The 25,927-nt window shown below is 54.0% G+C and carries 23 protein-coding genes; 21 read left to right on the forward strand and 2 right to left on the reverse strand.

Annotated features, from left to right (window positions below; all coding sequences use genetic code 11):
* The first annotated feature begins 219 nt into the window (after positions 1-219).
* The 3 genes from NSQ24_RS12620 (at position 220) to NSQ24_RS12630 (ending at position 4,147) form a co-directional block, all read left to right on the forward strand.
* Positions 220-2,469 (forward strand): ribonucleoside-diphosphate reductase subunit alpha, encoded by a 2,250-nt coding sequence (locus tag NSQ24_RS12620; RefSeq protein ID WP_172921110.1) that lies wholly within the window; start codon positions 220-222, stop codon positions 2,467-2,469.
* Between the two features lie 81 nt (positions 2,470-2,550).
* The gene (locus NSQ24_RS12625; protein ID WP_003386996.1) at positions 2,551-3,582 is read left to right on the forward strand and encodes a ribonucleotide-diphosphate reductase subunit beta; all 1,032 of its coding nucleotides are present in this window, start codon (positions 2,551-2,553) and stop codon (positions 3,580-3,582) included.
* Between the two features lie 31 nt (positions 3,583-3,613).
* Positions 3,614-4,147: a deoxyuridine 5'-triphosphate nucleotidohydrolase gene (locus tag NSQ24_RS12630; RefSeq protein WP_003386995.1), complete on the forward strand. Its 534-nt coding sequence runs from the start codon at positions 3,614-3,616 to the stop codon at positions 4,145-4,147.
* A gap of 101 nt (positions 4,148-4,248) precedes the next feature.
* On the opposite strand, the gene NSQ24_RS12635 is transcribed toward NSQ24_RS12630, so the two are convergent.
* On the reverse strand, positions 4,249-4,551 hold the full coding sequence (locus tag NSQ24_RS12635) for a hypothetical protein (RefSeq protein ID WP_003386994.1): 303 nt from the start codon (positions 4,549-4,551) through the stop codon (positions 4,249-4,251).
* Between the two features lie 143 nt (positions 4,552-4,694).
* On the opposite strand from NSQ24_RS12635, the gene NSQ24_RS12640 reads away from it, so the two are divergent.
* From NSQ24_RS12640 to NSQ24_RS12665, 6 genes are all read left to right on the forward strand, one after another.
* Complete coding sequence (locus NSQ24_RS12640) at positions 4,695-5,330, forward strand: MOSC domain-containing protein (RefSeq protein ID WP_003386993.1); 636 nt, start codon at positions 4,695-4,697, stop codon at positions 5,328-5,330.
* A gap of 259 nt (positions 5,331-5,589) precedes the next feature.
* Positions 5,590-6,648: a sulfate ABC transporter substrate-binding protein gene (locus NSQ24_RS12645; protein WP_039071325.1), complete on the forward strand. Its 1,059-nt coding sequence runs from the start codon at positions 5,590-5,592 to the stop codon at positions 6,646-6,648.
* 88 nt (positions 6,649-6,736) lie between these two features.
* Positions 6,737-7,573 (forward strand): sulfate ABC transporter permease subunit CysT, encoded by an 837-nt coding sequence (cysT, locus tag NSQ24_RS12650; RefSeq protein ID WP_003386991.1) that lies wholly within the window; start codon positions 6,737-6,739, stop codon positions 7,571-7,573.
* A 12-nt stretch (positions 7,574-7,585) separates the two neighbouring features.
* On the forward strand, positions 7,586-8,449 hold the full coding sequence (cysW, locus tag NSQ24_RS12655) for a sulfate ABC transporter permease subunit CysW (protein ID WP_031933284.1): 864 nt from the start codon (positions 7,586-7,588) through the stop codon (positions 8,447-8,449).
* The gene (locus tag NSQ24_RS12660; RefSeq protein ID WP_003386989.1) at positions 8,446-9,522 is read left to right on the forward strand and encodes a sulfate ABC transporter ATP-binding protein; all 1,077 of its coding nucleotides are present in this window, start codon (positions 8,446-8,448) and stop codon (positions 9,520-9,522) included. The genes cysW and NSQ24_RS12660 overlap by 4 nt, the downstream gene beginning before the upstream one ends.
* Positions 9,523-10,031: 509 nt before the next feature.
* On the forward strand, positions 10,032-11,645 hold the full coding sequence (locus tag NSQ24_RS12665; protein WP_003386987.1) for an ATP-binding cassette domain-containing protein: 1,614 nt from the start codon (positions 10,032-10,034) through the stop codon (positions 11,643-11,645).
* A 140-nt stretch (positions 11,646-11,785) separates the two neighbouring features.
* Here NSQ24_RS12665 and NSQ24_RS12670 read toward each other — a convergent pair whose 3' ends face one another.
* Positions 11,786-13,423, reverse strand: a complete 1,638-nt coding sequence (locus NSQ24_RS12670; RefSeq protein WP_003386985.1) for a PucR family transcriptional regulator ligand-binding domain-containing protein — start codon at positions 13,421-13,423, stop codon at positions 11,786-11,788.
* A gap of 158 nt (positions 13,424-13,581) precedes the next feature.
* Between NSQ24_RS12670 and NSQ24_RS12675 the strand changes: the two genes are divergently transcribed.
* From NSQ24_RS12675 to NSQ24_RS12730, 12 genes are all read left to right on the forward strand, one after another.
* Entirely contained in the window at positions 13,582-13,782 is a 201-nt protein-coding gene (locus NSQ24_RS12675) for a DUF3311 domain-containing protein (RefSeq protein WP_003386984.1), read from the forward strand.
* Positions 13,779-15,275: a sodium:solute symporter gene (locus NSQ24_RS12680; RefSeq protein ID WP_003386983.1), complete on the forward strand. Its 1,497-nt coding sequence runs from the start codon at positions 13,779-13,781 to the stop codon at positions 15,273-15,275. The genes NSQ24_RS12675 and NSQ24_RS12680 overlap by 4 nt, the downstream gene beginning before the upstream one ends.
* 22 nt (positions 15,276-15,297) lie before the next feature.
* Positions 15,298-16,914 (forward strand): amidohydrolase, encoded by a 1,617-nt coding sequence (locus NSQ24_RS12685; RefSeq protein WP_339167926.1) that lies wholly within the window; start codon positions 15,298-15,300, stop codon positions 16,912-16,914.
* A gap of 75 nt (positions 16,915-16,989) precedes the next feature.
* Positions 16,990-18,249 (forward strand): M20 family metallo-hydrolase, encoded by a 1,260-nt coding sequence (locus NSQ24_RS12690; RefSeq protein WP_339167928.1) that lies wholly within the window; start codon positions 16,990-16,992, stop codon positions 18,247-18,249.
* Between the two features lie 250 nt (positions 18,250-18,499).
* Positions 18,500-19,357 carry a carbon-nitrogen hydrolase family protein gene (locus NSQ24_RS12695; RefSeq protein ID WP_003386980.1) on the forward strand — a complete coding sequence of 286 codons (858 nt, stop codon included), beginning with the start codon at positions 18,500-18,502 and terminating at the stop codon, positions 19,355-19,357.
* Between the two features lie 10 nt (positions 19,358-19,367).
* Positions 19,368-20,057 carry a GNAT family N-acetyltransferase gene (locus tag NSQ24_RS12700; protein ID WP_327956084.1) on the forward strand — a complete coding sequence of 230 codons (690 nt, stop codon included), beginning with the start codon at positions 19,368-19,370 and terminating at the stop codon, positions 20,055-20,057.
* Positions 20,058-20,081: 24 nt separating this feature from the next.
* Entirely contained in the window at positions 20,082-20,753 is a 672-nt protein-coding gene (locus NSQ24_RS12705; RefSeq protein WP_024985039.1) for a hypothetical protein, read from the forward strand.
* 96 nt (positions 20,754-20,849) lie between these two features.
* Positions 20,850-21,095, forward strand: coding sequence for a hypothetical protein (locus NSQ24_RS12710; RefSeq protein ID WP_003386977.1), 246 nt, complete (start codon positions 20,850-20,852; stop codon positions 21,093-21,095).
* Positions 21,092-22,402, forward strand: a complete 1,311-nt coding sequence (locus NSQ24_RS12715) for a sigma-54-dependent Fis family transcriptional regulator (protein ID WP_003386976.1) — start codon at positions 21,092-21,094, stop codon at positions 22,400-22,402. The genes NSQ24_RS12710 and NSQ24_RS12715 overlap by 4 nt, the downstream gene beginning before the upstream one ends.
* Positions 22,403-22,610: 208 nt before the next feature.
* Positions 22,611-23,687, forward strand: coding sequence for a tartrate dehydrogenase (locus NSQ24_RS12720; protein WP_339167931.1), 1,077 nt, complete (start codon positions 22,611-22,613; stop codon positions 23,685-23,687).
* Positions 23,688-23,690: 3 nt separating this feature from the next.
* The gene (locus tag NSQ24_RS12725; protein WP_003386974.1) at positions 23,691-25,136 is read left to right on the forward strand and encodes an aldehyde dehydrogenase family protein; all 1,446 of its coding nucleotides are present in this window, start codon (positions 23,691-23,693) and stop codon (positions 25,134-25,136) included.
* A 13-nt stretch (positions 25,137-25,149) separates the two neighbouring features.
* The gene (locus NSQ24_RS12730; protein WP_039071141.1) at positions 25,150-25,908 is read left to right on the forward strand and encodes an SDR family oxidoreductase; all 759 of its coding nucleotides are present in this window, start codon (positions 25,150-25,152) and stop codon (positions 25,906-25,908) included.
* Positions 25,909-25,927: the final 19 nt, after the last annotated feature.

Genomic DNA, 25,927 nt, shown 5'->3' on the forward strand with positions numbered 1-25,927 from the left:
CCTGTATCTTTTTTCTTCGTCTTGTGGTACATACACGCAGAGATGGATGTAATCAATATATAGTATTTGATTTGTCGAAAAATTTAATCCCTTGCTATATATAGTGGTCTCTTGTACACTGATAAAAGGTTTTGAGACTCAAAATCTACCAAATATTGATCCCGTCATTATACCCAATTCTACCAGAGAGAAAATTACGGGGGAGTAAGGAGTTGCGGCATGAACGCTGTTACCACCATTCAAATAGTGAAACGAAACGGAGAGCAGGAAGACCTGCGCATCGACAAGCTGAAAAAAGTGATCGGCTATGCTTGCAAGGACTATCCGGCATGCGATCCGCTTGAGCTGGAGATGGATGCTTGCATTCAATTTCGCGATGGGATGACCACCAAAGAGATTCAGCGGATCGTGATGCAGACCGCTGTGGAAAAGACCAGCGTGGAAACTCCGGAATGGCAATTCGTGGCAGCCAGACTGCTCGCTTACGATTTGTACAAGGACGCAGCGATCAATCGCGGATACCGCGGCCATTTTGGCTACGGCGACTTTACTGAGTTGGTACATACATTGACTGAAAAAGGACTGTACGGTTCGTATTTGCTGGAAACGTACAGTGATGAAGAGATTCAAGAGCTGCAGGCTTATCTAAAGCCGGAGAGGGACGAGCTGTTCAACTACGCCGGACTTCGCCTGCTGGCTGACCGCTATTTGATCAAAGACTACGACAAAGGGGTCATGGAGCTGCCCCAGGAGCGGTTCATGATCATTGCGATGCACCTGGCGATGAAGGAGCAGGACAAGCTGAAACACGCCAAGGACTTCTACGACATCTTGTCCAAGCTGGAGATCACCGTCGCCACGCCGACGCTCGCCAACGCGGGAACGCCACATCACCAGCTGTCGTCATGCTTCATCGACACGGTAGATGACTCTCTCTCAGGAATTATGAATACGGCCGGTGCGACCTCCATGGTCTCCAAATTCGGCGGCGGTGTCGGCATTTATCTGGGGAAAGTGCGCAGCCGCGGCTCGTCCATTCGCGGACACAAGGGAGCTTCCGGCGGCATTGTGCCGTGGACAAGGCTCTACAACCAGATTGCGATCAGCGTCGATCAGCTCGGTACACGGGCAGGAGCATTCGCTATCTACCTGGATGTATGGCATGCAGACATCCTCGACTTCCTCTTGCTTAAAACAAACAACGGAGACGACCGGATGAAAGCCCATGATATTTTCCCGGGCGTGTGCATTCCCGACCTGTTCATGGAGCGCGTAAAAGAGCGGGGCATGTGGTATTTGTTCGATCCGCATGAGGTTCGCGAGGTGATGGGTTTCTCTCTGGAGGACTCCTACGGTGAAGAGTTCGCCCGCCGCTACGAGCTGTGCGTCCAGGAAGAGAAGCTGACGATCAAGACGGAGATACCGGCCATTGAGATCATGAAGCGCATCATGGCCAGCGCTTTTGAAACGGGAACGCCGTTCATCTTTTTCCGCGATACGGTAAACAGAGCAAATCCAAACAAGCATGCAGGCATGGTGTACTCCTCCAACCTCTGCACGGAGATCATGCAGAACATGAGCCCGACCGTGTTCGTCAGCGAAGAGCTGGAGGACGGAGAGGTCGTATACCGTTACAGACCGGGCGATTTCGTCGTCTGCAACCTTTCCTCGCTGAATCTGGGACGCTTGCAATCAACAGAGGACATTGCCCGAATCGTCCCGATCCAGATGCGGATGCTGGACAATGTGATTGATTTGAACTACTATCCGGTAAAGCAGGCGGAAGCCACCAACCAGAAATACCGTGCGGTGGGTCTCGGAACGAGCGGCTACCATCAGTACCTGGCACAAAACGGAATCAAGTGGGAGAGCGAAGAGCACATAGAGGCGGCCGACAAGCTGTACGAGGAAATTGCTTATCAAGCGATTAAAACATCGATGGAGCTGGCACGCGAAAAGGGAACGTATCGCGTATTTGAAGGCAGCGAATGGCAGACCGGAGAGTACTTCGAACGGAGAGGCTACACGGATGAACGGTGGGCTTCGTTGAAAGAGGATGTCGCCCGGTACGGCATGCGCAATGCCTGGACCTTTGCCGTGGCGCCGACGGGCACGACCAGCCTGATCGCTGGCTCCACAGCGTCTACCGATCCGGTTTACGCAAAGTTTTTCGTAGAGGAAAAGCGCAGCGGAAACATCCCGCAAACGGCGCCGAATCTGAATGAAAACACATTCTTTTACTACAAGGAGGCCCATCGCATCGATCAGCAGTGGTCGATCCGTGCAGCCGGAGCGAGACAGGTCCACATTGACCAGGCCCAATCGTTCAACCTGTACATCACGCCGCAAATCACAGCGCCCGAATTTCTCGACCTGTACATACAGGCGTGGGAAAACGGATTGAAGACGATTTACTACGTCCGCAATCAATCTGTTGAAGTAGAGGACTGTGTAAGCTGCTCGGCATAACAAACAAAATCAAAAGAGCAAACCTGACTCCCCGGTCCGACAGGCCGGGGACGTTACTTGCTCATAGGAGTGTGAACACGCATGCAACTGGAAAAAAAGCGTTTATTCAATGAAGAAGGCCAGCGCGGCACGCAGCGCATGATCGGCGGAAACACCACCAACCTAAGAGAGTGGAACCGGATCAAGTATCCGTGGGCTGCCAAGCTGTATCGGACGATGCTCAACAACTTCTGGATTCCGGAAGAGGTGCCGCTCGCAAACGACGCCAAGCAATTCGACTCGCTCTCTCCGGCCGAGCGAAGGGCTTTTGACAAGACGATCTCGTTCCTGAACTTTTTGGACTCGCTCCAATCGGTCAATTTGCCGAACATCTCCGACTATGTGACGGCGCCGGAGGTCTGCTCCCTATTGAATATCCAGACATTCCAGGAGGAGATTCACGCGCAGTCGTACAGCTACGTACTGGATTCGGTATGTTCCCCGCAAACGCGAGACAATATTTACGACGAATGGCGCAATGACGTTCACCTGATGGAGCGAAACAAGTTCATCGCCGATTTGTACCAGCAGTTCGTCGACAATCCGAATGACGTGAACTTCGTCAAAACCGTAATCGCCAACTACTTGCTGGAATCGCTCTATTTTTACTCCGGCTTCTCTTTCTTTTACACGCTGGCGCGTCAAGGAAAAATGACGGGAACCGCGACGATGATCAAATACATCCAGCGGGACGAGCTTACACACGTGGTGTTGTTCCAGAACATGTTCCGCGAGCTGCGGGCAGAGAACCCGGATATCTTTACGCCTGAATTGATCGAAGAGCTGCGCGGCATGTTCCATACGGCTGCCTCTCACGAAATCCGCTGGGGACAGTATGTGACCAACAATGAAATTCTCGGAATCAACAACGACATTTTGGAGCGCTATATCAAATATTTGGCCAACCAGCGTCTAAAAGGACTCGATTTGGAGATTCTGTACCCTGATCACCTGGAGCACCCGATGAAATGGGTAGACAGCTTCGCCAACCTGAATCAAACCAAGACCGACTTCTTCGAGCAAAAGGTGACCAATTATACTAAATCGAGCGGATTGAACCTGGGCGACCTCTAATCCGCACCAGTCAGCAAAGGAGAGACGAGAAATGACAAACACGTTTAAACGGCCTGTGGCTCCTGTGAAGATCAAACAACTGCATGCAGATGCCGTCATTCCGAGATACGCCCGTGCCTTCGACGCGGGATTTGATCTTGTAGCAGTCGAAGATGTGATTATTCTGCCAGGGGAGACAGCCAAAATTCCGACCGGGCTGGCCTTTGCCCTGCCCGATGGATATGAGCTGCAGGTTCGCCCGCGTTCCGGAATCAGCGCAAAGTCAAAGCTGCGGATCAGCAACGCTCCAGGTACTGTTGATGCCGGCTACCGCGGGGAAGTATGCGTCCTGATCGACAATATCCGCACACCGTCTGGCGAGAGCGGCAAAACGTGTATGGACGTCAGCGACAAGCCGGTTGAAGTAGATCGGGAAGTGGACCGCCACGCCTATCTCATCCGCAAGGGAGACCGGATCGCGCAGGGAGTGCTGGCGATTGTGCCGATAGCTGACTTCGAGGTAGTGGAGGAGCTGGACGAAACTGAACGCGGAGCGGGCGGCTTCGGCAGCAGCGGCGTACAGTAGGAGGAAAGAATAGATAGATGAAAAGACCCTGAAGACGGCAGGATGCCTATTGGACATCACTGCCTGCTCCAGGGTCTTTTTCTCCCTCGGGGTGTTGTTCTTTATACGTGCGAGGCAAGGTACTTCCGGATCTTCTCCATGTCCTCGTCCGTCAGAGAGGTGCCATCCGCTTTTACAAATACGCAGGGACCATACACCCAGTCGAGGAAACCGTCTGTCGTGACCGGAAAATTGTTCGCTGCCACTCCGCGCAAGTCCTCGTTTACGAGCAGAGATACTCCGTCCAGACGATCATCCGCAAGCACCTCGAAGTCGCCGCCGACGAGCCGGGTGACATCGTCGGTATCCTTGATTTGTATCGGGGCGACATCCTCGTGGGGATGTTTGATCAAAACGGTAATCACACCAATCAACTCCTTCTTTCTATCATCATAAACGATGCGGCTGACGGAAGCGAGAGTGAGTAATTATCGGTAGATTCAGACAAAGGGCCCGAACCGTCATCTGTGGTACAATAATGAAAAAACTGGAAGGACGAGCGAGAGAGATGCAACTGGTATCCATCAATGTGGGCAAGCCGCAAACGGTCATGCATAATGGCAAAGAAGTAAGTACGGCAATTTGGAAATACCCCGTCACGGATCGCAGATTTCTGGATTGGGAACAGCTCGACGGGGACGGACAAGCCGATCGCCGCTTTCACGGCGGCAAGGACAAAGCATTGATGGTGTACAGCTACGATCATTATTCGTTCTGGGAGGAGAAGCTTGGTCAGGAGCTGGCTCCCGGTGCATTTGGTGAAAATGTGACAGTTCGCGGGTTGGACGAGTCCACCGTGTCTATCGGCGACATTTTTCAATTGGGTGAGGCAGTCGTGCAGGTAAGCCAGCCGAGGCAGCCCTGTTTCAAACTGGATGTACGGCTGCAGCGCAGCGACATGGTCTCGCTCATTCAACAGACAGGGTACAGCGGCTTTTATATGCGCGTGCTCGAGACGGGAATGATCGGCCAGGATATGGAGTTTCGTCTGCTGGAGAAAAGCAGTCATAATGTGACGGTCGCTTTTATCAATCAGATCAAGTACCACAAAAAGGACAATCTGGAGGCCATTCGGCGGATTTTGGCGGTGAAAGAGCTGGCTGACAGCTGGCGGCCTTCGCTGGAAAAGCGTTTAACAACATAAGCGGTTCATGAACAAAGCTGGCATTTGCCGGCTTTTTTTTATTTTCGGGCTAGGTCCGATGAACGGCGCCCAAGCGTCAGACATACGGTAAAATTGGCGGGCTGCGAACACATTGGCGGGCTGCGAACACATTGGCGGGCTGAGAGCACAAAGATTGGGCGATTGGACCAAAACAAGTTGACACAAAGTAGGCAGTAGCCACAATACAATGAATTATATTCCGATGCATTTACTGAGAATTAGAAAAGGAGAAAGTCAGATGAGTGGACGTTATTGGTTTTTGCGACCCGTTTCTGTGTATGCAGTAGCCATTGTTTTGTGTCTTGGTCTGATTGGATGCACAGCCTCGAATTCGGCAACAGACAGCAAACAACAGACACAGGTGGAGCTGCTCAATGTGTCCTATGATCCGACGCGTGAGCTGTATCAGGAGGTCAACCAGCGATTCGCCGAGTACTGGAAGACAAAGACAGGGCAAACCGTCACCATCAAACAGTCGCATGGCGGCTCCGGCAAGCAGTCGAGGTCTGTTATCGACGGATTGGAAGCGGATGTGGTCACTCTCGCGCTGGCCTATGATATCGATGCCATCGCTGAGCGGGGATACATGCCCAAGGAGTGGCAGAGCAGGCTGCCGGATAACAGCTCTCCATACACCTCCACGATCGTGTTTCTTGTGCGAAAAGGGAATCCCAAGCAGATCAAGGATTGGGATGATCTGGTCAAGCAGGACGTGTCCGTCATCACACCCAATCCCAAGACCTCAGGCGGGGCCCGTTGGAACTACCTGGCAGCATGGGGCTATGCCTTGAAGAAAAACAATGGGGATGAAGGGAAGGCCAAGGACTTCGTGAACCGCCTGTTCAAAAACGTTCCCGTCCTGGATTCCGGCGCACGCGGCTCGACCACCACTTTTGTCGAGCGGGGTATCGGAGATGTCCTCATCGCCTGGGAAAACGAAGCCTATCTGGCCATCAATGAACTGGGGAAAGACAAGTTTGACATCGTCAATCCTTCGCTCAGCATACTGGCCGAACCTCCTGTCGCCATAGTCGACAAGAACGTCGACAAGCGTCAAACTCGTGAGCTGGCGACGGAATACCTTCAGTTTCTGTATACAAAAGAAGCACAGGAAATTGCCGCCAAGCATTACTACAGGCCCCGCTTAGCCGAAGTGAAAGCGGCCCACCAGCCGCCGTTCCCCGAAATTGAGCTGTTTACCATCCAGGAAGTATTCGGAGGCTGGGCCAAAGCGCAGCAGGTTCATTTCGCAGACGGAGGCGTTTTTGATCAGATTTATCAGGCCCAAAAAAAGTGACGGAACAGCTATTGATCCTTCACTTCCGTTGCTGCAAGGGGGCTGCTTTGCAAAGAAAACAAACTGTCAACCTGCGGGAGAGTCAACCATGGGAAAACGTATGAAATCAAAAGGAATCTTACCGGGCTTTGGGCTTACCATTGGGTACACGCTGGTCTACCTGAGCCTGCTTGTCTTGATCCCTCTTTCGATCCTTTTTCTCCAGACAGCCAGCATGACCTGGGAGCAGTTTTGGCTGACGGTGACGGACCAGCGCGTCCTCGCTTCCTTTCAGGTCAGCTTTTTGACCGCCTTTTTTGCAGCTTGCATGAATGCAGTATTTGGGGTGCTGGTCGCATGGGTGCTGGTACGGTACCACTTCCCGGGAAAACGGTTCATTGACGGTATCGTCGATCTGCCGTTTGCCCTGCCGACAGCAGTAGCCGGTATCGCCCTTGCCTCGATATATTCGGAGAACGGCTGGATCGGTCAGTTGTTTGCGGCGTGGGGGATGAAAATCGCGTATACGCCTGTCGGGATATTTGTCGCTTTGACCTTTATCGGACTCCCCTTTGTCGTCCGGACGGTACAGCCTGTTCTTCAGGATTGGGACCGCCAGGTAGAGGAAGCCGCTGCCACCTTGGGAGCATCCCGGCTGCAAACGTTCCTGCGCGTGATTCTTCCTCATTTGCTCCCGGCGATCCTGACCGGCTTTGCCCTGGCCTTTGCCCGCGCCTTGGGCGAATACGGCTCCGTCGTCTTCATCTCGGGCAACATGCCGTTCCAGACCGAAATCGTTCCGCTTTTGATCATGACAAAGCTGGAGCAATTCGACTATACAGGAGCGACGGCGATCGCTTCGGTCATGCTCGTCGCGTCCTTTTTCATGCTGCTGGTGATCAACTTTTTTCAGTGGAAGACGAACAAATTGGATGCTGCACGATAGGAGGGATATGGATTGACTGATACGAGCGAACCCGGGTATGTTCGCTGGCTCTTGATTGCAGTAGCCTTGATCTTCATGGGATTGTTTCTGGTCGTTCCGCTGATTGCCGTCTTTTCCGAAGCTTTCAGCGAGGGAATCGGCTTGTTTCTCCAGGCTGTAAAAGAGCCGGATACCCTTTCTGCCGTCAAGCTTACGCTGCTGACTGCGGCGATCAGTGTCCCTGCCAATGTTGTTTTCGGCGTGGCCGCGGCTTGGGCCATTGCGAAGTTTTCCTTTCGAGGCAAAAACCTGCTTTTGACGCTGATCGATCTGCCTTTTGCCGTGTCTCCAGTCATTTCCGGCCTGATATTTGTTCTGCTGTTCGGCACGCAAGGAGTTCTCGGCCCTTGGCTTGCAGCGCATGATATCAAGATTATTTTCGCTGTTCCGGGAATTGTTTTGGCGACAACCTTTGTGACCTTTCCCTTTGTGGCGAGAGAGTTGATACCGGTGATGGAAGCGCAAGGGAAGGATGAGGAGGAAGCGGCGATCTCGCTTGGAGCAAGTGGTTGGCAGACCTTTTGGCGGATCACCCTGCCCAATATCAAGTGGGGGCTGTTATACGGAGTCATTTTGTGCAATGCCCGGGCGATGGGGGAATTTGGAGCGGTATCCGTCGTCTCGGGGCACATCAGGGGCATGACCAATACACTGCCGCTCCACGTGGAGATTTTGTACAACGAATATCAGTTTGTCGCCGCGTTTGCTGCCGCTACCTTGCTCGCTGTCCTGGCGTTGGTCACGCTCGTCTTGAAAAGCCTGATCGAGTGGAAAACGGAAGGACAGCAGCGAGAAAACGAGGCGTTGCCGGAAATCATAAGGGAGGCCAGCGCATGAGTATTGAAATTTGCGGCATCAGCAAGTCATATGGAAGCTTTACTGCACTGCGCGACGTTCAGCTGGAGATTCCGACAGGACAGCTGGTCGCTCTCTTGGGGCCTTCTGGTTCCGGCAAAACAACGCTACTGCGATTGATCGCGGGGCTGGAGCCAGCCGATTCAGGCCAGGTGTTTTTCAACGGAGAGGACCATACACATCGTGACGTGCGGGAACGGGGAGTGGGATTTGTCTTTCAGCACTACGCCCTGTTTCGGCAAATGGATATTTTTGACAATATCGCCTTTGGACTGACTGTCCGGCCGCGCAAGCAGAGGCCGACCAAGGCGGAGATCAAAGAACGGGTTCACTCATTGCTGCGTCTGGTGCAGTTGGAAGGGCTTGCGCATCGGTACCCTTCGCAATTGTCCGGGGGGCAGAGACAACGAGTGGCGCTGGCGAGAGCGCTGGCCGTGGAGCCAAAATTTTTGCTGCTGGATGAGCCGTTCGGTGCCCTCGATGCAAAAGTGCGACAGGAGCTCAGACGTTGGCTGAGACGGCTGCACGAAAAGCTGGGACTGACGATTGTCTTTGTCACGCACGATCAGGAAGAGGCGTTGGAGCTCGCGGACCGGGTCGTGGTGATGAACGAGGGGAGAGTCGAGCAGACCGGTTCGCCCCAGGAGGTCTACAATAATCCCTCAAATCCGTTTGTGTACAGCTTCCTCGGGCGCGTCAACTTCTTTCGCGGGCGGATTGCAGACGGCAAGGTGAAGCTGGGAGAGGCGGAATTTGCCGTCGATTGGGCAGTCGAGGATGACGATGTGCCGGCGGTCGGCTACGTAAGGCCGCACGATGTAGATGTAAGCCGGTCTCCGCAATATCCGCAGTCCGTGGCGGCGGAGCTGATCTATGTTTACAATCTGGGCTCTGTAGTCCGGCTTGAGCTGAGAAGGTTGGATACAGGGGAAATCTTCGAAGCCGAAGTAAGCCGGCGCCGCTTTGCAGAACTTTCCCTCCAGTCCGGCGATTTGCTGTATGTACACCTGAAGCATGTTGCCTTTTACGTGGGCGGACATCTGATCCATGCGTAGACATGAAATGAAGGGACAGACAATGACACAAGCCATGAAGAAATGGGCAACAAACGAACGGTAGCGACGATTAGAAAAAATGACACCCGAACAAAAGTCAGCCGGTCTTTTTTTGATAGACCGGCTTTTCCTGTTCTGCTTGCAGAGCGTTGCTAGGCCAGGCAGCAGAGATTGCTACTCTCCGCGCTGCTTGGAACGAGTCTCTTCTTTGCTGATCGTATTCGAAGCTCGTGTCTGAGAAGGATTTTCCTTGTTTCCCATTTCATTTTTTACGCCGTTTTTCTTTGACATGACTTAGGTCCTCCTTTCGAAAAACCGTTGTGGGTCCATGCATAGCTTTCCCGAGAAAGGCCATCTCTATCAACGGAAACCTCCTTTTCCGGACTGTCTTGAAAAGCTGTAAAACAAACGGGGAGAGGCGGTCCCTTCTCAACTTGCGATATTTTGCGAAAAGTCTTCTTTTCTGATATGATTAGTGTTTGAATGAGTGAAAAAAGGCAGGTATTGCGATGATAAGTACTCAGAATGTTACATTGCGCTACGGAAAACGCGCATTGTTTGAAGATGTAACCATCAAGTTTACGCCCGGCAACTGTTATGGTTTGATCGGTGCCAACGGTGCCGGCAAATCAACCTTTTTAAAAATCCTCTCCGGTGAAATCGAGCCTACCAGCGGACATGTTTCGATCACGCCGGGAGAGCGGATCGCCGTTTTGAAGCAAAACCACTTTGAATTCGATGAATTTGAAGTACTCAAAACAGTGATTATGGGTCACCGCCGTCTGTACGAAATCATGGAAGAAAAGAACGCGCTGTACATGAAAGAGGATTTTTCTGAAGCGGACGGCATGCGCGCATCCCAGTTGGAAGGCGAGTTTGAAGAGCTGAACGGGTGGATGGCCGAAGCGGATGCGGCTGAGTTGCTGACAGGTCTCGGAATTCCTGCAGAACTGCACGACAAGCAGATGAAGGACCTGCAGGGCAACGAGAAAGTACGGGTTTTGCTCGCACAAGCCCTGTTTGGCAATCCGCACGTCCTGCTCCTGGACGAGCCGACGAACCACCTGGACATCGAATCGATCCGCTGGCTGGAAAACTTTCTGGCCGATTACGAGAACACCGTCATCGTCGTATCCCATGACCGCCACTTCCTGAACAAGGTTTGTACGCACATCGCGGATATCGACTTTGGCAAAATCCAGCTGTACGTCGGCAACTACGACTTCTGGTACGAATCCAGCCAGCTGGCGCTGAAAATGGCCCGCGAACAGAACAAGAAAAAAGAAGAGAAAATCAAGGAGCTGCAAGAGTTTATTGCACGCTTCAGCGCCAATGCGTCCAAGTCGAAGCAGGCGACCTCGCGGAAAAAGCTGCTGGAGAAAATTTCTTTGGAAGACATCAAGCCGTCCAGCCGCCGTTATCCGTACATCAATTTCAAGCCGGAGCGGGAGGCGGGCAAGAATCTCCTGATGATCGAAGGCCTCAGCAAAACGCTCGAAGGCGAGAAGCTGTTTGAAAATCTGAATTTGACCATCAACAAAGGGGACAAAGTCGCGTTCGTCGGACCGAATGAGCTGGCCAAAACGACCTTGTTCCGCATCCTGATGGGAGAGGTCGAAGCAGACAGCGGTACGTTTGAGTGGGGAGTGACGACCTCCCAGGCGTACTTCCCGAAAGACAACTCGGAGTATTTCAATACGGACCTGTCCTTGGTCGATTGGCTGCGCCAGTACTCCAAAGAGCAGGATGAAACGTTTATCCGCAGCTATTTGGGCCGGATGCTCTTCTCCGGCGACGAGTCGCTGAAGAAAGCGAACGTCCTGTCCGGTGGAGAAAAAGTCCGCTGCATGCTGGCGAAAATGATGCTGGCCCAGGCCAACGTGTTGATCATGGATGAGCCGACCAACCACTTGGATCTGGAGTCGATTACGGCTTTGAACAATGGCTTGATCGAATACGACGGAACACTTCTGTTCGTTTCCCATGACCATCAATTCGTACAGACGATTGCAAACCGGATTATCGAATTTACGCCAAAAGGCATCATCGACAAGATGATTACGTACGATGAATACCTGGAAAGCGAAGAAATCCAGCGGCTTCGCGAGCAACACTACGCGTAAGACGATTGAGCAAATGCAAAAACCTCTGGTCTGAGTTAGGCCAGAGGTTTTTTGATTTTCCGGAAGGTTTCATTGCAGAGCCTTGTCATTTCATCGTGTGAACCTGTCAGTTATTCCAGAACGCGAAACGGACGGCATCTTTACACCACCGGGCTGTCTTTGTAAGCGGTCAAAGCGATACGAAATAACAGTTGATCATGACCTTTCTCGGGGTGAAGTCCAGTCAAATCCCGGATGATCTGCAGCCTGTATTTGACTGTGTTTTTATGGACGTACAATTTCTTGGCAGCTTCGGCGTGATTGCCATCGCAGGCCAAAAACATACGGAGGGTGTCGATCAGCTGGCCCTTGCGCTCCCGGTCGTATTCGGCCAGCGCGGACAGGCACTCATCAGCCAACTGGCGGGCTTCTTGATCGGGGGACTCGGCAAACAAAATACGCTCGATGCCGAGTGACGAAAATTGGCGGATCGTCAGGGCAGATTTTGCACCCGCGACGGAATTGGGCGGGGCACCTTCTCTCGCAGCCCGACAGCTGATCACCGCTTCATGGTAGCTCTGGGCAATGCCACCCAAGCCGGGATAGGAACGGCCAATACCGATGGACATGGAGCGCTGCCTGTTTTTCTGTATCAACATCTCCAGGCTGGCGAGCAGCTCTTCGGAAGGCTGAACCACCGTATCAGCCTGCACCGGAAAGAGCAGCAATATCCGATGCTCGCGATCCAGCCCGCACAAGATCGGGGGCCGATGGGTTTCCCAGTGGTTCCGAATTGTCTCAAGCACAGCTTCATGCTCACTCCAGGCCTTCATGTCGCTGGCGGAACCGGCTGTAGCCTGCATGACAGCAGCTACATAGCGGTCCGCCAGCTCCCAGTCGAGCTCCTCCGCCTTGCGTATGAGCAGGTCAGTCGATTGCTCTTTTCCGGATACAAGAAGCTGGAGAAAATCATTGCGAAAACGCTGGTACGTCGATACGACGGTGTAGTGACGCTCGATTTCCAGCGAAAGCAGGGCAGCTGTCTGTTCCAGCGCAACGTTTTCCCAGGGAAACAGCTCGCGTGTGACGTTCCACAGGACAACAGCTCCCTCCCGGCGATTGTTATGTACAAGCCAGCGAATGAGATGCTGGTCGCGATAACGGGACAGTTGCGAGTGCATCCGGGCGTTTCGGGTCGATGTCAGCAATTCTTCCAGTCCGGGCGAATGTTCGATAGGGGCAGGCACATGCCAATTCCATTTGGGGGTTCTGGCGTAAATACTGACAGGCGTTTGCAGGATATCGTGGAGCAGCTCGGCCAAATTTTCGACACTGCCGTTTCTGGTGAGATGGCGGTGAAACACCTCGTAGATGGCATGGGTCCGATCCAGCTCCTCCCGCTGCTTGGCGTTTATGTAGTGCGCGACAGGGATAATGATGTCCGACCAGGCCTTGTCCATCGGAAAGGAGAGGATCGGCATCTGCCTTTCGTTGGCCCGCTCTATGACGCGGGCGGGGAGCTCGTCGATGTATCGGCCCAGCTTGATGGCAAAGCCGGGGGTGCCGATCTCGGCCAGCTCGTCAATTAGCCGCAGCAGCCTTGCTTCGCGCGTCTGCCTGTCTGTGACAAACGGATAGCCGGTTGTCAGGACAAATTCGCCTTTGTGAAGCCACTTGTATCCGTCGGGGGAATCAAACGACGTAACGGCGATAAGCTCTTTGTCCAAAAAGGATTCGCCTGCCAGCACGGCATTGGGTCCCCAGCCGACGACAGAGATGAGTTCACGTACGGTTATCATGCGATCCCTCCACATGTTTAGTAAATGGAACAAAAAAACCATCCGCTTTCTGGAAACGTGGACAAAGGAAAAGATTGAATCTTTCGATAATAATACCATACATGTTCGATCGGCCGATCGGCAAGCAACCAACATCCATTTGATTGGGGGTAGGGTGAGTGAAAGCGAAGGATTGGTTGGGGTTCGTACCGTTCGTTGGGATGCTCGGCGGAATCCCGTTTGTGAACCGCGTCGAGCCTTATGTTTTGGGGATGCCTTTCGTTCTTTTCTGGATCGTGATGTGGGTCGTTTTGACCTCGGGCATCATGGCCCTTGTCAACAAGCTGGACCCGGTCAACAGAGAGGAGGAAGAAGGATGAACCATGCGCTGTTAATCATCTTCGCATCCCTGCTTGCCGCTCTTTATTTCGGCATTCGCGCCCAAAAGGGAAAAGACATGAACATGGAGCAGTGGACCGTAGGCGGACGCGGCTTTGGCACGATCTTCATCTTTTTGCTGGTGGCAGGCGAAATCTATACGACCTTCACCTTCCTCGGGGGCAGCGGATGGGCCTATTCCAAGGGAGCTCCGGCTTACTATGTGCTTGCCTACATCTCGCTCGCATACGTCCTCTCCTATTGGCTGCTTCCTCCCATCTGGCGGTACGCCAAGGAACACAAGCTTGTTTCCCAGTCCGATTTTTTTGTAAGCAAATACAAAAGCCCGGTTCTCGGCATCCTCGTTGCGACTGTCGGCGTACTCGCGATCATTCCTTATCTGGTCCTCCAGTTTAAAGGGCTGGGAATCATCGTCTCGGAAGCATCATACGGCTCCATCTCTCCCTCTGCGGCTGTATGGATCGGCGTGCTCGCCGTGACCGCCTACGTCATGATCTCGGGCATACACGGCTCGGCCTGGACTGCGGCCATCAAGGACATCATGATCTTCTTTGTCGTGGTCTTTCTCGGTCTGTACCTGCCGTATCATTACTATGGAGGCATCAGGCCGATGTTCGAAGCCGTTCACGCTGCCAATCCCGGTTTCCTGACCTTTCCCAAAGAAGGAATGAGCATTTCCTGGTTTATCTCGACCGTCCTGTTGACGGTGCTGGGCTTTTACATGTGGCCGCATACGTTCGGTTCCATTTTTTCGGCGAAAAGCGCCCGTGTATTCCGAAAAAACACCGTCATGCTTCCGCTCTATACGCTGATGCTGCTGTTCGTCTTTTTCGTCGGCTTTACCGCAATCCTGCAGGTGCCAGGCCTGAAAGGAGCAGACGGCGATTTGTCGCTTCTCCGGCTGTCGATCCAGACCTTTGACCCGTGGATCGTCGGACTGATCGGCGCTGCCGGTTTGCTGACAGCGCTCGTTCCGGGCTCGATGCTGCTGATGACGGCGGCGACCCTTCTTTCGAAAAACGTGATCAAGGTTCTGCTGCCAAGTGTGGGCGACAAGCAGCTTCCCTGGCTTGCCAAAAGCCTGGTGCCGGTTTTATCGCTGATCAGCCTGTACTTTACGCTCAGCGGAGGAGATACGCTCGTCACCCTGCTGCTGATGGGGTACAGCCTCGTTACACAGCTATTTCCCGCTCTGCTGTTCTGCGTGCCTGCACGTCCGCTCGTCAACAAATACGGCGCTTTCGCCGGAATCGCGAGCGGGGTGTTGACCGTCGCTTATGTGACCATCGCCCAGGTCAGTGTCGGGACGCTGTTTCCCTCGCTGCCCTCTGTTGTCAAAGACCTGAACGTCGGAGTAATCGCTCTTTTTATCAACCTGGTTGTCATGTTCGCGGTGCATGTCATTACGCAGCGTATCGTTCAGGCGAGAGAGAAAGATGCCATCGCCGGAGACGAAACACACCAGCCGGTATAAGCAAAAAGGAGGAGACTTTTTTATGGCAGATACAGTATTTCTCAACGGACAAGTGATCACGGTAGATCGGTACGAACGCATTGTGGAGGCGGTTGCTGTCAGCGGCAACCGTATTTCGGCAGTGGGCACGAATGAAGAAGTCAGCAAATACATAGGCCCGCTGACACGGGTAATCGATTTGGAAGGCAAAAGCTTGCTGCCCGGTTTTATTGATTCCCATCTGCACATCACCATTTACGGGACCAACAAGCTGGGCGTCGACTGCAAGGCAAGAGGAATCGACTCGATCGAAGACCTGCTGGAAGCCTTGCGGGAGCAAGCATCCCGCACACCGGAAGGAAAGTGGGTGCGGGCCTGCGGTTTTGACGAGAACCGTATGCGCGAAAAGCGGTTCCCGACTCGCCAGGAGCTGGACAGCGTTTCGGAAAAGCATCCGGTCTTTGTCATGCGGACCTGTGCCCATCACTCCATCGTCAATACGGAAGCACTGCGCAGGGCAGGGTTTGACGAGCATACGCCCGATCCGCAGGGGGGCAGATTGGACCGTGATGAACAAGGAGTACTAACAGGGCTGCTTGTGGAGACGGCGCATATGCAAATGTTTGAGGCTGCTGCCTTTTCGGAGGAGGAGTACCGGGAAGGGCTTCGACTCGCCTCCGAAGACTTTGTCGCCGCGGGAATCACGAGCGTGCACGATGCAGGCGGGTACGGGCCGGACAATTTGCGGGCCATGCAAAAGGCCGTACAGGCCGGCGATGTCAAGGTGCGCATCTATGCGATGATTTGCGCGCTAAATCAATCGGACGCCTTTGTCCGCAAAGTCATCGATGCCGGGATTGTCACCGGTCTTGGGGACGAGCGCTTCCGAATCGGACCGGCAAAAGTGTTCGTCGACGGTGCCAGCATCGCGCCGACAATGGCGATGCGCGAGCCGTTTGCCAGCAGGCCGGGGGACAGTGGAATCCTCTACTATTCCCAGGACGAATTGAATAGGATTTTAATAGAAGCACATGAAAAGGGATTCCAGATTACAGCCCACGCTCAGGGAGACCGGGCCATTGAGCTGCTGCTCGCCTGCTTTGAAGAAGCGCTCGAAAAGCATCCTCGCCAGAACCATCGCCATCGGATCGAGCATGCTGGCGTATCCGCCCCTGATCTGGTGCAGCGGATGGCAAAGCTGGGTGTCATTCCGACACCGAATCCGGCCTTTTTGTACGAGTACGGGGAGAGCTACCTGAAAAATCTCGGAGAGCGCTCGGCATACATGTATCCGGTCGGTGATTTCTTCCGGAATGGCATCATCGCCGCGGGTGCATCCGATTGTCCGGTAACAGGCTATTCTCCTCTCGTCGGCATCCATGCCGCTGTCAATCGCAAGAGCAGAAACGGGGCAACGGTAGGAGAGCAGCAAGCAGTCAGCGTCATGGACGCCATCAAAATGTTTACCATTCACGGTGCGTACGCCAGCTTTGAAGAAGGGCTGAAAGGGAGCATCGAAGCGGGAAAGCTGGCCGATCTCGTCGTCGTCAACGGGAGAATGCTGGATGTGCCGAAGGAAGCCATCAAGGATTTGCAAGTGAGCCTTACGATGATCGACGGAGAGGTCGTGTATGCCAGTCAGGAAGCCATGGCGAAGTAAGCACCTCTGTCGTCCATTCCTTTCGTAAAAAAGGCAAACCGTTCTTTTGCGAGAATGAAAAGGAGGTCGCGGAAAATGAGCGTGGAGACCAGACAGCTCCAAATCAATCAGGAGCGCTTGAAGCAAAGGATTGAGGCGTTGGCGCGGATCGGCAAGATCGGGGAAACAGGAGTATGCCGTCTGGCCCTTTCCCCGGAGGACCGGGCGGGAGTCGAATTGGTCAAAAGCTGGATGGAGGAAGCAGGACTTTCCGCCCGAATCGACCAGTTCGGCAACCTGATCGGTCGGCTTGAGGGACAAAACCCGGCTGCTCCCGTGCTGATGATCGGCTCCCATATCGATTCGCAGCCGTACGGGGGGCGGTTCGACGGGACGATCGGCGTATTGGGCGGGCTGGAAGCTGTTCAGACGCTCAAGGAACAGGGACTGCGGCCAGAGCAGGCGATTGAGGTCGTCGCCTTCTGCGATGAGGAGGGCTGTCGTTTTCAAAAGGGCTTGTTCGGGTCGAGGGGCATACTCGGAAAGCTGGAGGAAGGCGAGCTTGGGCGTACGGACAAAAACGGAGTGTCCCGGCGCCAGGCGCTGCAGGAATTCGGCTGTGACCCGGAGCGCCTGCAGGAGTCTGTCTATCCCGAAGGCAGCATCGGCGCTTTCTTGGAGCTTCATATTGAACAAGGACCGATCCTCGATCAGCTTGAGGAGCCGGTAGGCATCGTCAGCGGCATCTCCGGTCCGCTCTGGTGGACGGTCGAGTTTGAGGGCTTTGCCGGTCACGCCGGTTCGGTACCGATGCGGATGAGAAAGGACGCATTGGTAGGGGCGGCCAAAGTCATCACGGCCTTGCATGAAATTGCCAAATCCGACCCGGATGCTCCAACAGTGGGCACCGTCGGCCATCTGGAGGTATTTCCCGACTCGCGCAATATCATCCCGGAGCGCGTTCGCTTTTCCATCGATCTCAGGGATATCGACCTTTTGAGACGCAATCAGCGGGAGCGGGAATTGCGGGCCGCGATCGAGCAGGCCGCACAAGAAGGTGGACTTGGTTATACGATTACGGAGGATACCAACAGCGAACCCCGGTACTGCGCCGACTGGATCAAATCGATCATGCGGGAAGAGAGCAGCGCGCTGGGACTCAATCCTCCCGAGCTGATGAGCGGCCCCTTCCACGATGCCCTGGCGCTTTCGTACGTCTGTGATTACGGCATGATTTTCGTCCGCTGCAAAGACGGTATCAGCCACAATCCGCAGGAGTTTTCGACGTATGAAGATATTGCGCTTGGCACCGAGCTGCTGTACCGGACCGTTGTTCGAATGGCGGCAAAGAAATAACGACCCGGTTCAAACGGCCTTCTGACAAAAGAGAAGGCCGTTTCTGCTGCCAGAAAAGAAGTCTGGTTTATTTGTGTGAACCTGAAAATTTGGTACGAGAGAACCGATCCGGAAGAGAGTTGTGAGCCAAGATGTGAGCGAAGGCATCGACTTGCATTTTTCCTGCAAATAAGAGAGACTTTACCCGCTTTTTTTGCTATCATTTACCGTATATCTACGTACTTAGCTGCGTGCTGCAAGGAGGTTTCCCATGAAGATGCGCGTTTCTGCCGTGCAGTATCATCTGCATACCATTCATAGCTTTGAGGAGTTTGCCAAACAGGTTGAGCATTACGTAAAGACGGCCGAGGAGTACGAAACCGAGTTTTTGCTGTTTCCCGAGCTGTTTACGACCCAGTTGATGTCCATCGGAGACGCGCAAGGAAACGCGCTGACGATCAATGACCTCCCGTCGTTTACGGAGGCGTACATACAATTGTTTACCACGCTGGCACAGCGTCATCAGATGCACATCATCGGAGGCACGCACATTATCCGGGAAAACGGACGTCTGTACAATACGGCGTTCCTGTTTTACCCCGATGGCCGCGTCGGCCAGCAAAAAAAGGTTCACATCACGCCTTGGGAGATCAAAGGCTGGAATATGGGCGCCGGCGACGACCTGCACATTTTTGAGACAGACAAGGGCAAAGTGGCGATGATCATCTGCTATGACATCGAGTTTCCCGAGCTGGTGCGGATGGCGAAAGCCCGCGGTGCCGACGTCATCTTCTGTCCATCCTGCACGGACGACCGCCACGCATTTCACCGCGTCCGTTACACCAGCCATGCCCGCACCATCGAGAACCAGGTGTACGTGGTTGTGACGGGAACCGTAGGATCTCTCCCGACAGTCGACTTCATGCGGGCGAATTTTGGCCAGGCGGCAGTGCTCACGCCAAACGACATTCCGTTCCCGCCGCGGGGCGTCCTTGTCGAGGGCGAGCTCAACAACGATATGCTGGTGACGGCGGATTTGGACCTGCAGCTGTTGTATGACGTAAGGGAAAAAGGCTCTGTCACGACCTGGCGCGATCGCAGGATCGATTTGTATCCCGATTGGAAATAGAGGTGCAGCCGTGTATCGGAAAGAACTTTTTGTGTTTCACGAGGACAAGCCGGCCAAAGCCGTGATTCGCAACTACACACGAGAGGATTATGCGGAGCTGATCCGCATCCAGCAGGAGAGCTTTCCTCCGCCGTTTCCCTCCGAGCTGTGGTGGAACGAAGAGCAGCTGACCAATCATGTCACACTGTTTCCGGAAGGTGCGATCTGCATCGAGGTGGAGGGCGTACTGGCAGGCTCGATGACGAGTCTGCTCGTTTCCTACGATCCGGAGCATCCGGACCACACCTGGGAGGAAGTAACCGACTCCGGGTACATCCGCAATCACGATCCTGACGGAAATACGCTGTATGTCGTGGATATTTGCATCCGCCCGGCTTACCGCAACTGGCGGCTTGGGATGAGCATGATGCAGGCGATGTATGAATTGGTCGTACACAGAGGATTGGAGCGGCTGCTCGGGGGTGGCCGCATGCCCGGATATGGGCGGCATGCGTCTGGGATGTCGGCGGAAGCGTACCTGGAAAAAGTAGTGAAGGGCGAGCTAAAGGACCCCGTGATCAGCTTTTTGATGCGCTGCGGCCGTACGCCTGTAAAAGTAGTGGCCAATTATTTGGAAGACGAGGAATCGCATAACTATGCCGCGTTGATGGAATGGAAAAATCCATTTCGTTCTCGGCCAGCGGACCCGTTCATAAAATAGGAGAGAAATTGGGAGGAAGCACACATGCAGTATGTTCGCATTCAAAACATTTCGGACCCGCTATTTGCAAGCATGCACCGGCTCATGCAGGAAGTATTTCCGCCAGAGGAAGTGCTGGACTTTGACCTGTGGAAGGAGCCGCTTGAGGACCCGGGCATCCGTGTGTTTGTCGCTGTAGTGAACGGAGAAGTGGTTGGCGCCACCGAATATCGTTACTATACGGACCTGAACGTAGCAATGACCGACTTCACGATCATCGGCCGTGAAGGTTTGGGAATTGGCCGTTTCCTCGCCCGCGAGCGCCAGAAGGATTTGATGAATCTGGCTAAGGAAAACGGAAAAGAGCTGTACGGCATGTTTGCCGAAATTTACGACCCGTATCGGGTACAAGAGCATGCGTTTGGCGGGATCAAGCCGATGGACCCGTTCGTACGCCGGGAGGTGCTCTCCCACCTAGGCTACAAGCGGATTGATTTCCCTTATGTTCACCCGTCCTGGCAAAACGATGGCGAAGCCGTTGCAGGCCTGGACTTGTGCTTCATGCCGACAAATGAGGACCAGCAGGAGCTGGAAGCGTCTCTCGTGAAGACCTTTTTGACGAGGTACTACGCTGTGCTGCCGCAAAAACCGAAAGCGTGGCATGATATGGTGGAAGACCTGGCCGGACGCGAAACCCTGGCGCTTCGTCCGATTTAGCCAACGCGCTGCATCGACTCCTGGAAAGCGATCATGCTTCCCGGGAGTCTTTTTCCATAAACATGCGGGATTCTAGCGGATAGAAGGGGAAAAACGGTGAAAAAGCAAAATTGGGCATCGATTATACTTTATCTGGCGGTCCTTTTCCAATTGCTCGATATGAGCGGGTGGCTGGACGCTTCGCTGACACAGCCTGTACAGCTCGCCACGCTCGTTCTCATGCTGACCGCGATCCTGACTTTGCGCAAAAAGAAACGGAAGCGCAAAAAAGCTGCCGGGAAGCCTCCTGCGGAAGTAGACCTGATGCTGGATCGGGCGCAGGAAGGAGGCATCGAAAAATGAAGGATCACACGCTCATACAGGCGATTCTGGACGCTTCTCATGACGGAATTATCGCGGTAGACCAAAACTCGACGGTCATCTGGGTGAACAAGAACGCCCTGGAAATTCTCGGCCTGCCGCCGCATATCGTCGGGGAAAAGATCACGCGGTACATTCCCCATTCCGACATGCTCCGCATTCTGGCTACAGGAAAGCGGGAGATCGGCGATATCGCAACCGTGTTGAACCGCCAAATCATCATCAACCGTTTGCCCATTTCCATAGACGGTGACATTGTCGGGGCTGTCAGTACGTTTAAAGAAATCACCGATATTCAGAAAATGGAGCTCCGCATCCGCAAGCAGAGCATGGAAAGCGGTCTGGAAGCAAAATACCGACTCGAAGACATCGTCGGCCAGTCCAGCGCGATCCGAGAAGCGAGGGAGCTGGCGGAGACCTTCGGAATGACCGATGCGACCGTTCTGATACTCGGTGAGACCGGAACCGGGAAGGAGCTGTTTGCACAAGGAATGCATCTCTGCAGCCAGCGGGCAACGGGGCCGTTCGTCGCTGTCAACTGTGCGGCGCTGCCGGGGAACCTCCTGGAGAGCGAGCTCTTCGGCTATGAGGATGGGGCCTTTACAGGGGCCCGCAAAGGCGGCAAGCCGGGACTGTTTGAGCTGGCTCACGGAGGAACGCTCTTTTTGGACGAAATCGGCGAGATGTCCCTGCCTATCCAGGCGCTGCTATTGCGCGTACTGCAGGAGAAAAAAGTGCGCCGGATTGGGGGAGAGCGAATTTTTCCCGTAGATGTCCGGATCATTGCAGCGACAAACCGCGACCTGGAGGAGCTGATCGGCAGGATGGAATTTCGCTCTGACCTGTACTACCGGCTCAATGTCCTGACCTTGGAGCTCCCGGCCCTGCGCCAGAGGCCCGATGACATTCCCGCCCTTGTCTGGTCGATGATCCGCGAGATCGAAGAGAGAGATGACAGATGCATCGTAGAAGTGAGCGAGCAGGTGTTTGAGCTGTTTGCCAAACACGATTGGCCTGGAAACGTCCGGGAGTTGCGCAATGTAGTGGAGAGAATGGTGCTGCTCTGCAAGGGAGGCCGCCTGGATTTATCCGATGCTGCTTTTTTTGCGAAGAAAGTGCAGCGCGGCAGGAAGGTGCAGGATATTCAGCCAGCCATTGACGAAGCAGATTTGATCCGCCGCGTTTTGCAAGAGACAAAAGGAAATCGAGCGGAGGCGGCGAAAATACTGGGGATGGATCGGACAACGCTTTGGCGGAAGCTAAAAAAATACGGGGTGATGCTGCCTTAGTGGATGGGGAATGAGGGAAACCAGTTTATGGAATTTGGCTGTTGCACTTGCAACAAGCTTGCAACAAAAATCGATGGTATGAAACAGCGATGAAACATTACGGCCGATATCCGGCCAATAATTGACGGAATATTTGAAACATACTGATTTGGCATGAGCCTTGCAAGAAGTTCGTGTAACAAAACTTCATTGCAAAGGAGTCGCTTTCATGAAACATTACTCGGCTGCGGTCATTCCAGGAGACGGAATTGGACCTGAAGTAATGGAGGTAGGATTGTCGCTGCTGCAATCCATCGCTGACATTCATGGCGGCATCTCGTTTCAAACGGAATCTTTTCCGTGGAATTGCCAGTACTATCGGGAGCACGGCCGGATGATGCCTGAGGATGGCTTGCAGAGATTGCGGCCGTTTGACGTGATCCTGCTGGGAGCGATCGGGGCACCGGGCGTACCCGACCATATTTCTGTCTGGGAGCTGATCCTGCCGATACGCCGGAGCTTTCAACAGTACGTCAATCTTCGCCCGATCAAGCTGCTGCGCGGTTTGGAAAGCCCGCTGCGCTACAAGCAGCACGACGATCTGGATTTTGTCGTAGTCAGGGAAAATACGGAAGGCGAATATTCGAACATGGGAGGACGTCTCCATGTCGGTACGCCGTATGAACTGGCAGTGCAAAACAACGTCTTTACCCGCTACGGGATCGAGAGGATCGTCCGCTTTTCGTTTGAGCTTGCCAAAGCGTCCGGAAAGACGAGGCTCACGGCGGCCACCAAATCAAATGGAATCAATCACTCCATGCCGTTTTGGGATGAGATCGTCAAAGAGATCAGCAGCGACTATCCGGATATCGAAACCCAGCTCACACATATTGATGCCCTGTCTGCGTTTTTTGTCAGCAGGCCTGAATCCTTTGATGTCGTAGTCGCCAGCAATCTGTTCGGCGATATACTGACAGACCTGGGGGCAGCGGTAGTCGGCGGATTGGGGCTGGCACCTTCCGGCAATATCAATCCGGAAAAGCAGTATCCGTCCATGTTTGAACCGATTCACGGGTCTGCGCCTGACATCGCCGGAAAAGGCATCGCCAATCCGATCGCGACGCTGTGGAGCATCAGCATGATGCTTGATCACCTGGGAGAGCGGGAGCTGGGCAAACTGGTGCTGGACAGCATCGAGGATGTCCTGATCGCCGGAGAGGTCCGAACCCCGGACATTGGGGGGAAGGCCACCACGAGAGAGCTTGGCGACGCGATCCGTGAACAATTGTACAGAAGGGGAGGATGACAGATGGAAGGGACGACAGCTCAAGTGCAGCATTATCGTTTGTATATCAACGGCGAGTGGATCGAGACAGAGGAGAGCATTCCCGTCACCCATAAGTACACCGGCAAGGTGATCGCCACGATTGCGAAAGCGGGCAAGCAGCACGTGGAGGATGCCGTCACCCACGCGCTGCAGACGTTCCGTACCAGTACGCTGACACCTTCCGAACGCAGCGATATATTGCTCGCGGCAAGTCAGATCGCCGAGAAGAGAAGGGAAGAGCTGGAGCTTTCCCTCGTCTGGGAGGTCGGAAAAACGAGAAAGGACGCCCGTGGGGAGCTGGATCGGGTCATCAACACGCTCCGTCTGTCGTCTGAAGAAGTCAAACGGCTTTCCGGCGAGATGGTCCCGCTGGCTGCCACACCGGGTTCAGAAAATCGGCTGGGCTTCGCCATTCGCGTACCCAAAGGCGTGATCGGCGCCATTACTCCCTTCAACTATCCGCTGCTGCTCAGTACACACAAGGTAGCACCCGCACTAGCAGGGGGCAATACCGTTGTCCTGAAGCCGGCCACTTCAACCCCGATCTCTGCCTTTTTGCTGGTGGAAATTCTGGAGCAAGCGGGCCTGCCAAAGGGACACGTCAATATCGTAACAGGCTCAGGCAGCCAGGTAGGCGACTGGATGCTCGACGATCCCCGGATCGCCATGTACACCTTTACCGGCTCGGCTGAGGTCGGCACGTATATCAAGCAGCGCAGCGGATTGCGCCCAGTCTCTCTGGAGCTGGGAAACAATTCGCCCAACATCGTCCACGAAGATGCCGATCTTAAGCTGGCGGCAAGACAGATCGCTCAGCGCAGTTTTCACAATGCGGGGCAGGCATGTATCGCGGTGCAGCGCATATTTGTAGCAGAAGCGATCCGCGAAGCGTTTACGCAAAAATTCCTGGAAGAGGTGCGGGCCCTGCGCGTCGGCGATCCAGAGGACGCCGAAACAGACGTCGGCCCGATGATCAGCGAGGCGGAAGCGATTCGGGCCGAGAGCTGGGTAAAGGAAGCTGTCGAGCAGGGCGCCGAGCTTTTGCACGGCGGAGTTCGGGAAGGCTCGCTCGTTTATCCGACTGTCCTGACAAGAACGAGGCCAGAGATGAAAGTAAACTGTCTGGAGGTGTTCGCACCCGTGGTCACAATCATTCCCTACCAGACGATTGAGGAAGCGTTTGCTGCAGCCAACGATTCTTCATACGGCTTGCAGGCGGGCATTTTCACGAATGATCTCAATTTGGCGATGCGGGCGGCCAAGGTGCTGGAGTACGGCGGCGTCATTATCAATGATGTTTCCACGTACCGCAACGATGTAATGCCCTACGGGGGAATCAAAAACAGCGGTCTTGGCAAGGAAGGGCCCCATTACGCCATCGAAGAGATGACCGATCTGAAGATGGTCGTCATGAATCTGAAGCCGTAAAGGAGGGGAGCAGATGTTGCTGAAAGGAAAAACGGCATTTGTCACCGGCGGCGGATCGGGGATGGGAAAGGCGATATGCCGGCTTTTTGCAAAAGAGGGAGCACAGGTAGCGGTCGTCGACTTGAACGGAGAATCTGCCGGGGCTACAGCCGGTGAATGCGGTCCTCTGGCTCTGGCTCTTCAGACAAACGCAGCCGATGCCGGTTCAGTTGAGTCCGCCGTTAACCGAACGGTGGAACAATTCGGTTCTCTCGATATTGTCGTCAACTGCGCTGGCGTTCCGATGGCGTTCACGCCGGTTGAGGAAGTATCGGAGGAACAGTGGCAGCGGACAATGGATGTAAACGTAAAATCGATCTATCTCACGTCAAAGTACGCTGTGCCTAGAATGAAGCAGCAGGGGAGCGGTTCTATTCTGAATATTTGCTCGATTGCAGGGGTACGCGCTCGTCCGGGACTGAATGCGTACTGTGCTTCCAAAGGGGCGGCGATCATGCTGACGAAAGCATTGGCGATCGAGCTTGCGCCTTATCGGATTCGCGTGAACGGGATCAACCCGGGGCCTGCCGAGACTCCCATGCTGAGCAAATTTATGCACGGCGATGCGGAACAGATCGAGAAGGATACCAAGGATATCTTTTTGAGCAGCGTTCCTCTGGGCGCATTGATTCAACCGGACGACATTGCACAGGCGGCTCTCTATTTATGCAGTGATCTGGCCAAAATCGTTACCGGCGAGATCGTCAACATCGATGGAGGACGCGGAATCTAACGGGTAAAGGAGGGGACGG

The sequence above is a fragment of the Brevibacillus sp. FSL L8-0520 genome (assembly GCF_037963895.1).
Classification (GTDB): Bacteria; Bacillota; Bacilli; order Brevibacillales; family Brevibacillaceae; genus Brevibacillus; species Brevibacillus borstelensis.

What these genes read in the sequence shown, in the direction of transcription:
- NSQ24_RS12715 (WP_003386976.1), top strand. Translation starts at nt 21,092, where the DNA reads ATGAAGGATCACACGCTCATACAGGCGATTCTGGACGCTTCTCATGAC.
- NSQ24_RS12725 (WP_003386974.1), top strand. Translation starts at nt 23,691, where the DNA reads ATGGAAGGGACGACAGCTCAAGTGCAGCATTATCGTTTGTATATCAAC.
- NSQ24_RS12660 (WP_003386989.1), top strand. Translation starts at nt 8,446, where the DNA reads ATGAGTATTGAAATTTGCGGCATCAGCAAGTCATATGGAAGCTTTACT.
- NSQ24_RS12720 (WP_339167931.1), top strand. Translation starts at nt 22,611, where the DNA reads ATGAAACATTACTCGGCTGCGGTCATTCCAGGAGACGGAATTGGACCT.
- NSQ24_RS12645 (WP_039071325.1), top strand. Translation starts at nt 5,590, where the DNA reads ATGAGTGGACGTTATTGGTTTTTGCGACCCGTTTCTGTGTATGCAGTA.
- NSQ24_RS12640 (WP_003386993.1), top strand. Translation starts at nt 4,695, where the DNA reads ATGCAACTGGTATCCATCAATGTGGGCAAGCCGCAAACGGTCATGCAT.
- NSQ24_RS12730 (WP_039071141.1), top strand. Translation starts at nt 25,150, where the DNA reads ATGTTGCTGAAAGGAAAAACGGCATTTGTCACCGGCGGCGGATCGGGG.
- cysT (WP_003386991.1), top strand. Translation starts at nt 6,737, where the DNA reads ATGGGAAAACGTATGAAATCAAAAGGAATCTTACCGGGCTTTGGGCTT.
- NSQ24_RS12680 (WP_003386983.1), top strand. Translation starts at nt 13,779, where the DNA reads ATGAACCATGCGCTGTTAATCATCTTCGCATCCCTGCTTGCCGCTCTT.
- NSQ24_RS12705 (WP_024985039.1), top strand. Translation starts at nt 20,082, where the DNA reads ATGCAGTATGTTCGCATTCAAAACATTTCGGACCCGCTATTTGCAAGC.
- NSQ24_RS12665 (WP_003386987.1), top strand. Translation starts at nt 10,032, where the DNA reads ATGATAAGTACTCAGAATGTTACATTGCGCTACGGAAAACGCGCATTG.
- NSQ24_RS12670 (WP_003386985.1), bottom strand. Translation starts at nt 13,423, where the DNA reads ATGATAACCGTACGTGAACTCATCTCTGTCGTCGGCTGGGGACCCAAT.
- NSQ24_RS12625 (WP_003386996.1), top strand. Translation starts at nt 2,551, where the DNA reads ATGCAACTGGAAAAAAAGCGTTTATTCAATGAAGAAGGCCAGCGCGGC.
- NSQ24_RS12685 (WP_339167926.1), top strand. Translation starts at nt 15,298, where the DNA reads ATGGCAGATACAGTATTTCTCAACGGACAAGTGATCACGGTAGATCGG.
- NSQ24_RS12690 (WP_339167928.1), top strand. Translation starts at nt 16,990, where the DNA reads ATGAGCGTGGAGACCAGACAGCTCCAAATCAATCAGGAGCGCTTGAAG.
- NSQ24_RS12695 (WP_003386980.1), top strand. Translation starts at nt 18,500, where the DNA reads ATGAAGATGCGCGTTTCTGCCGTGCAGTATCATCTGCATACCATTCAT.
- NSQ24_RS12630 (WP_003386995.1), top strand. Translation starts at nt 3,614, where the DNA reads ATGACAAACACGTTTAAACGGCCTGTGGCTCCTGTGAAGATCAAACAA.
- NSQ24_RS12620 (WP_172921110.1), top strand. Translation starts at nt 220, where the DNA reads ATGAACGCTGTTACCACCATTCAAATAGTGAAACGAAACGGAGAGCAG.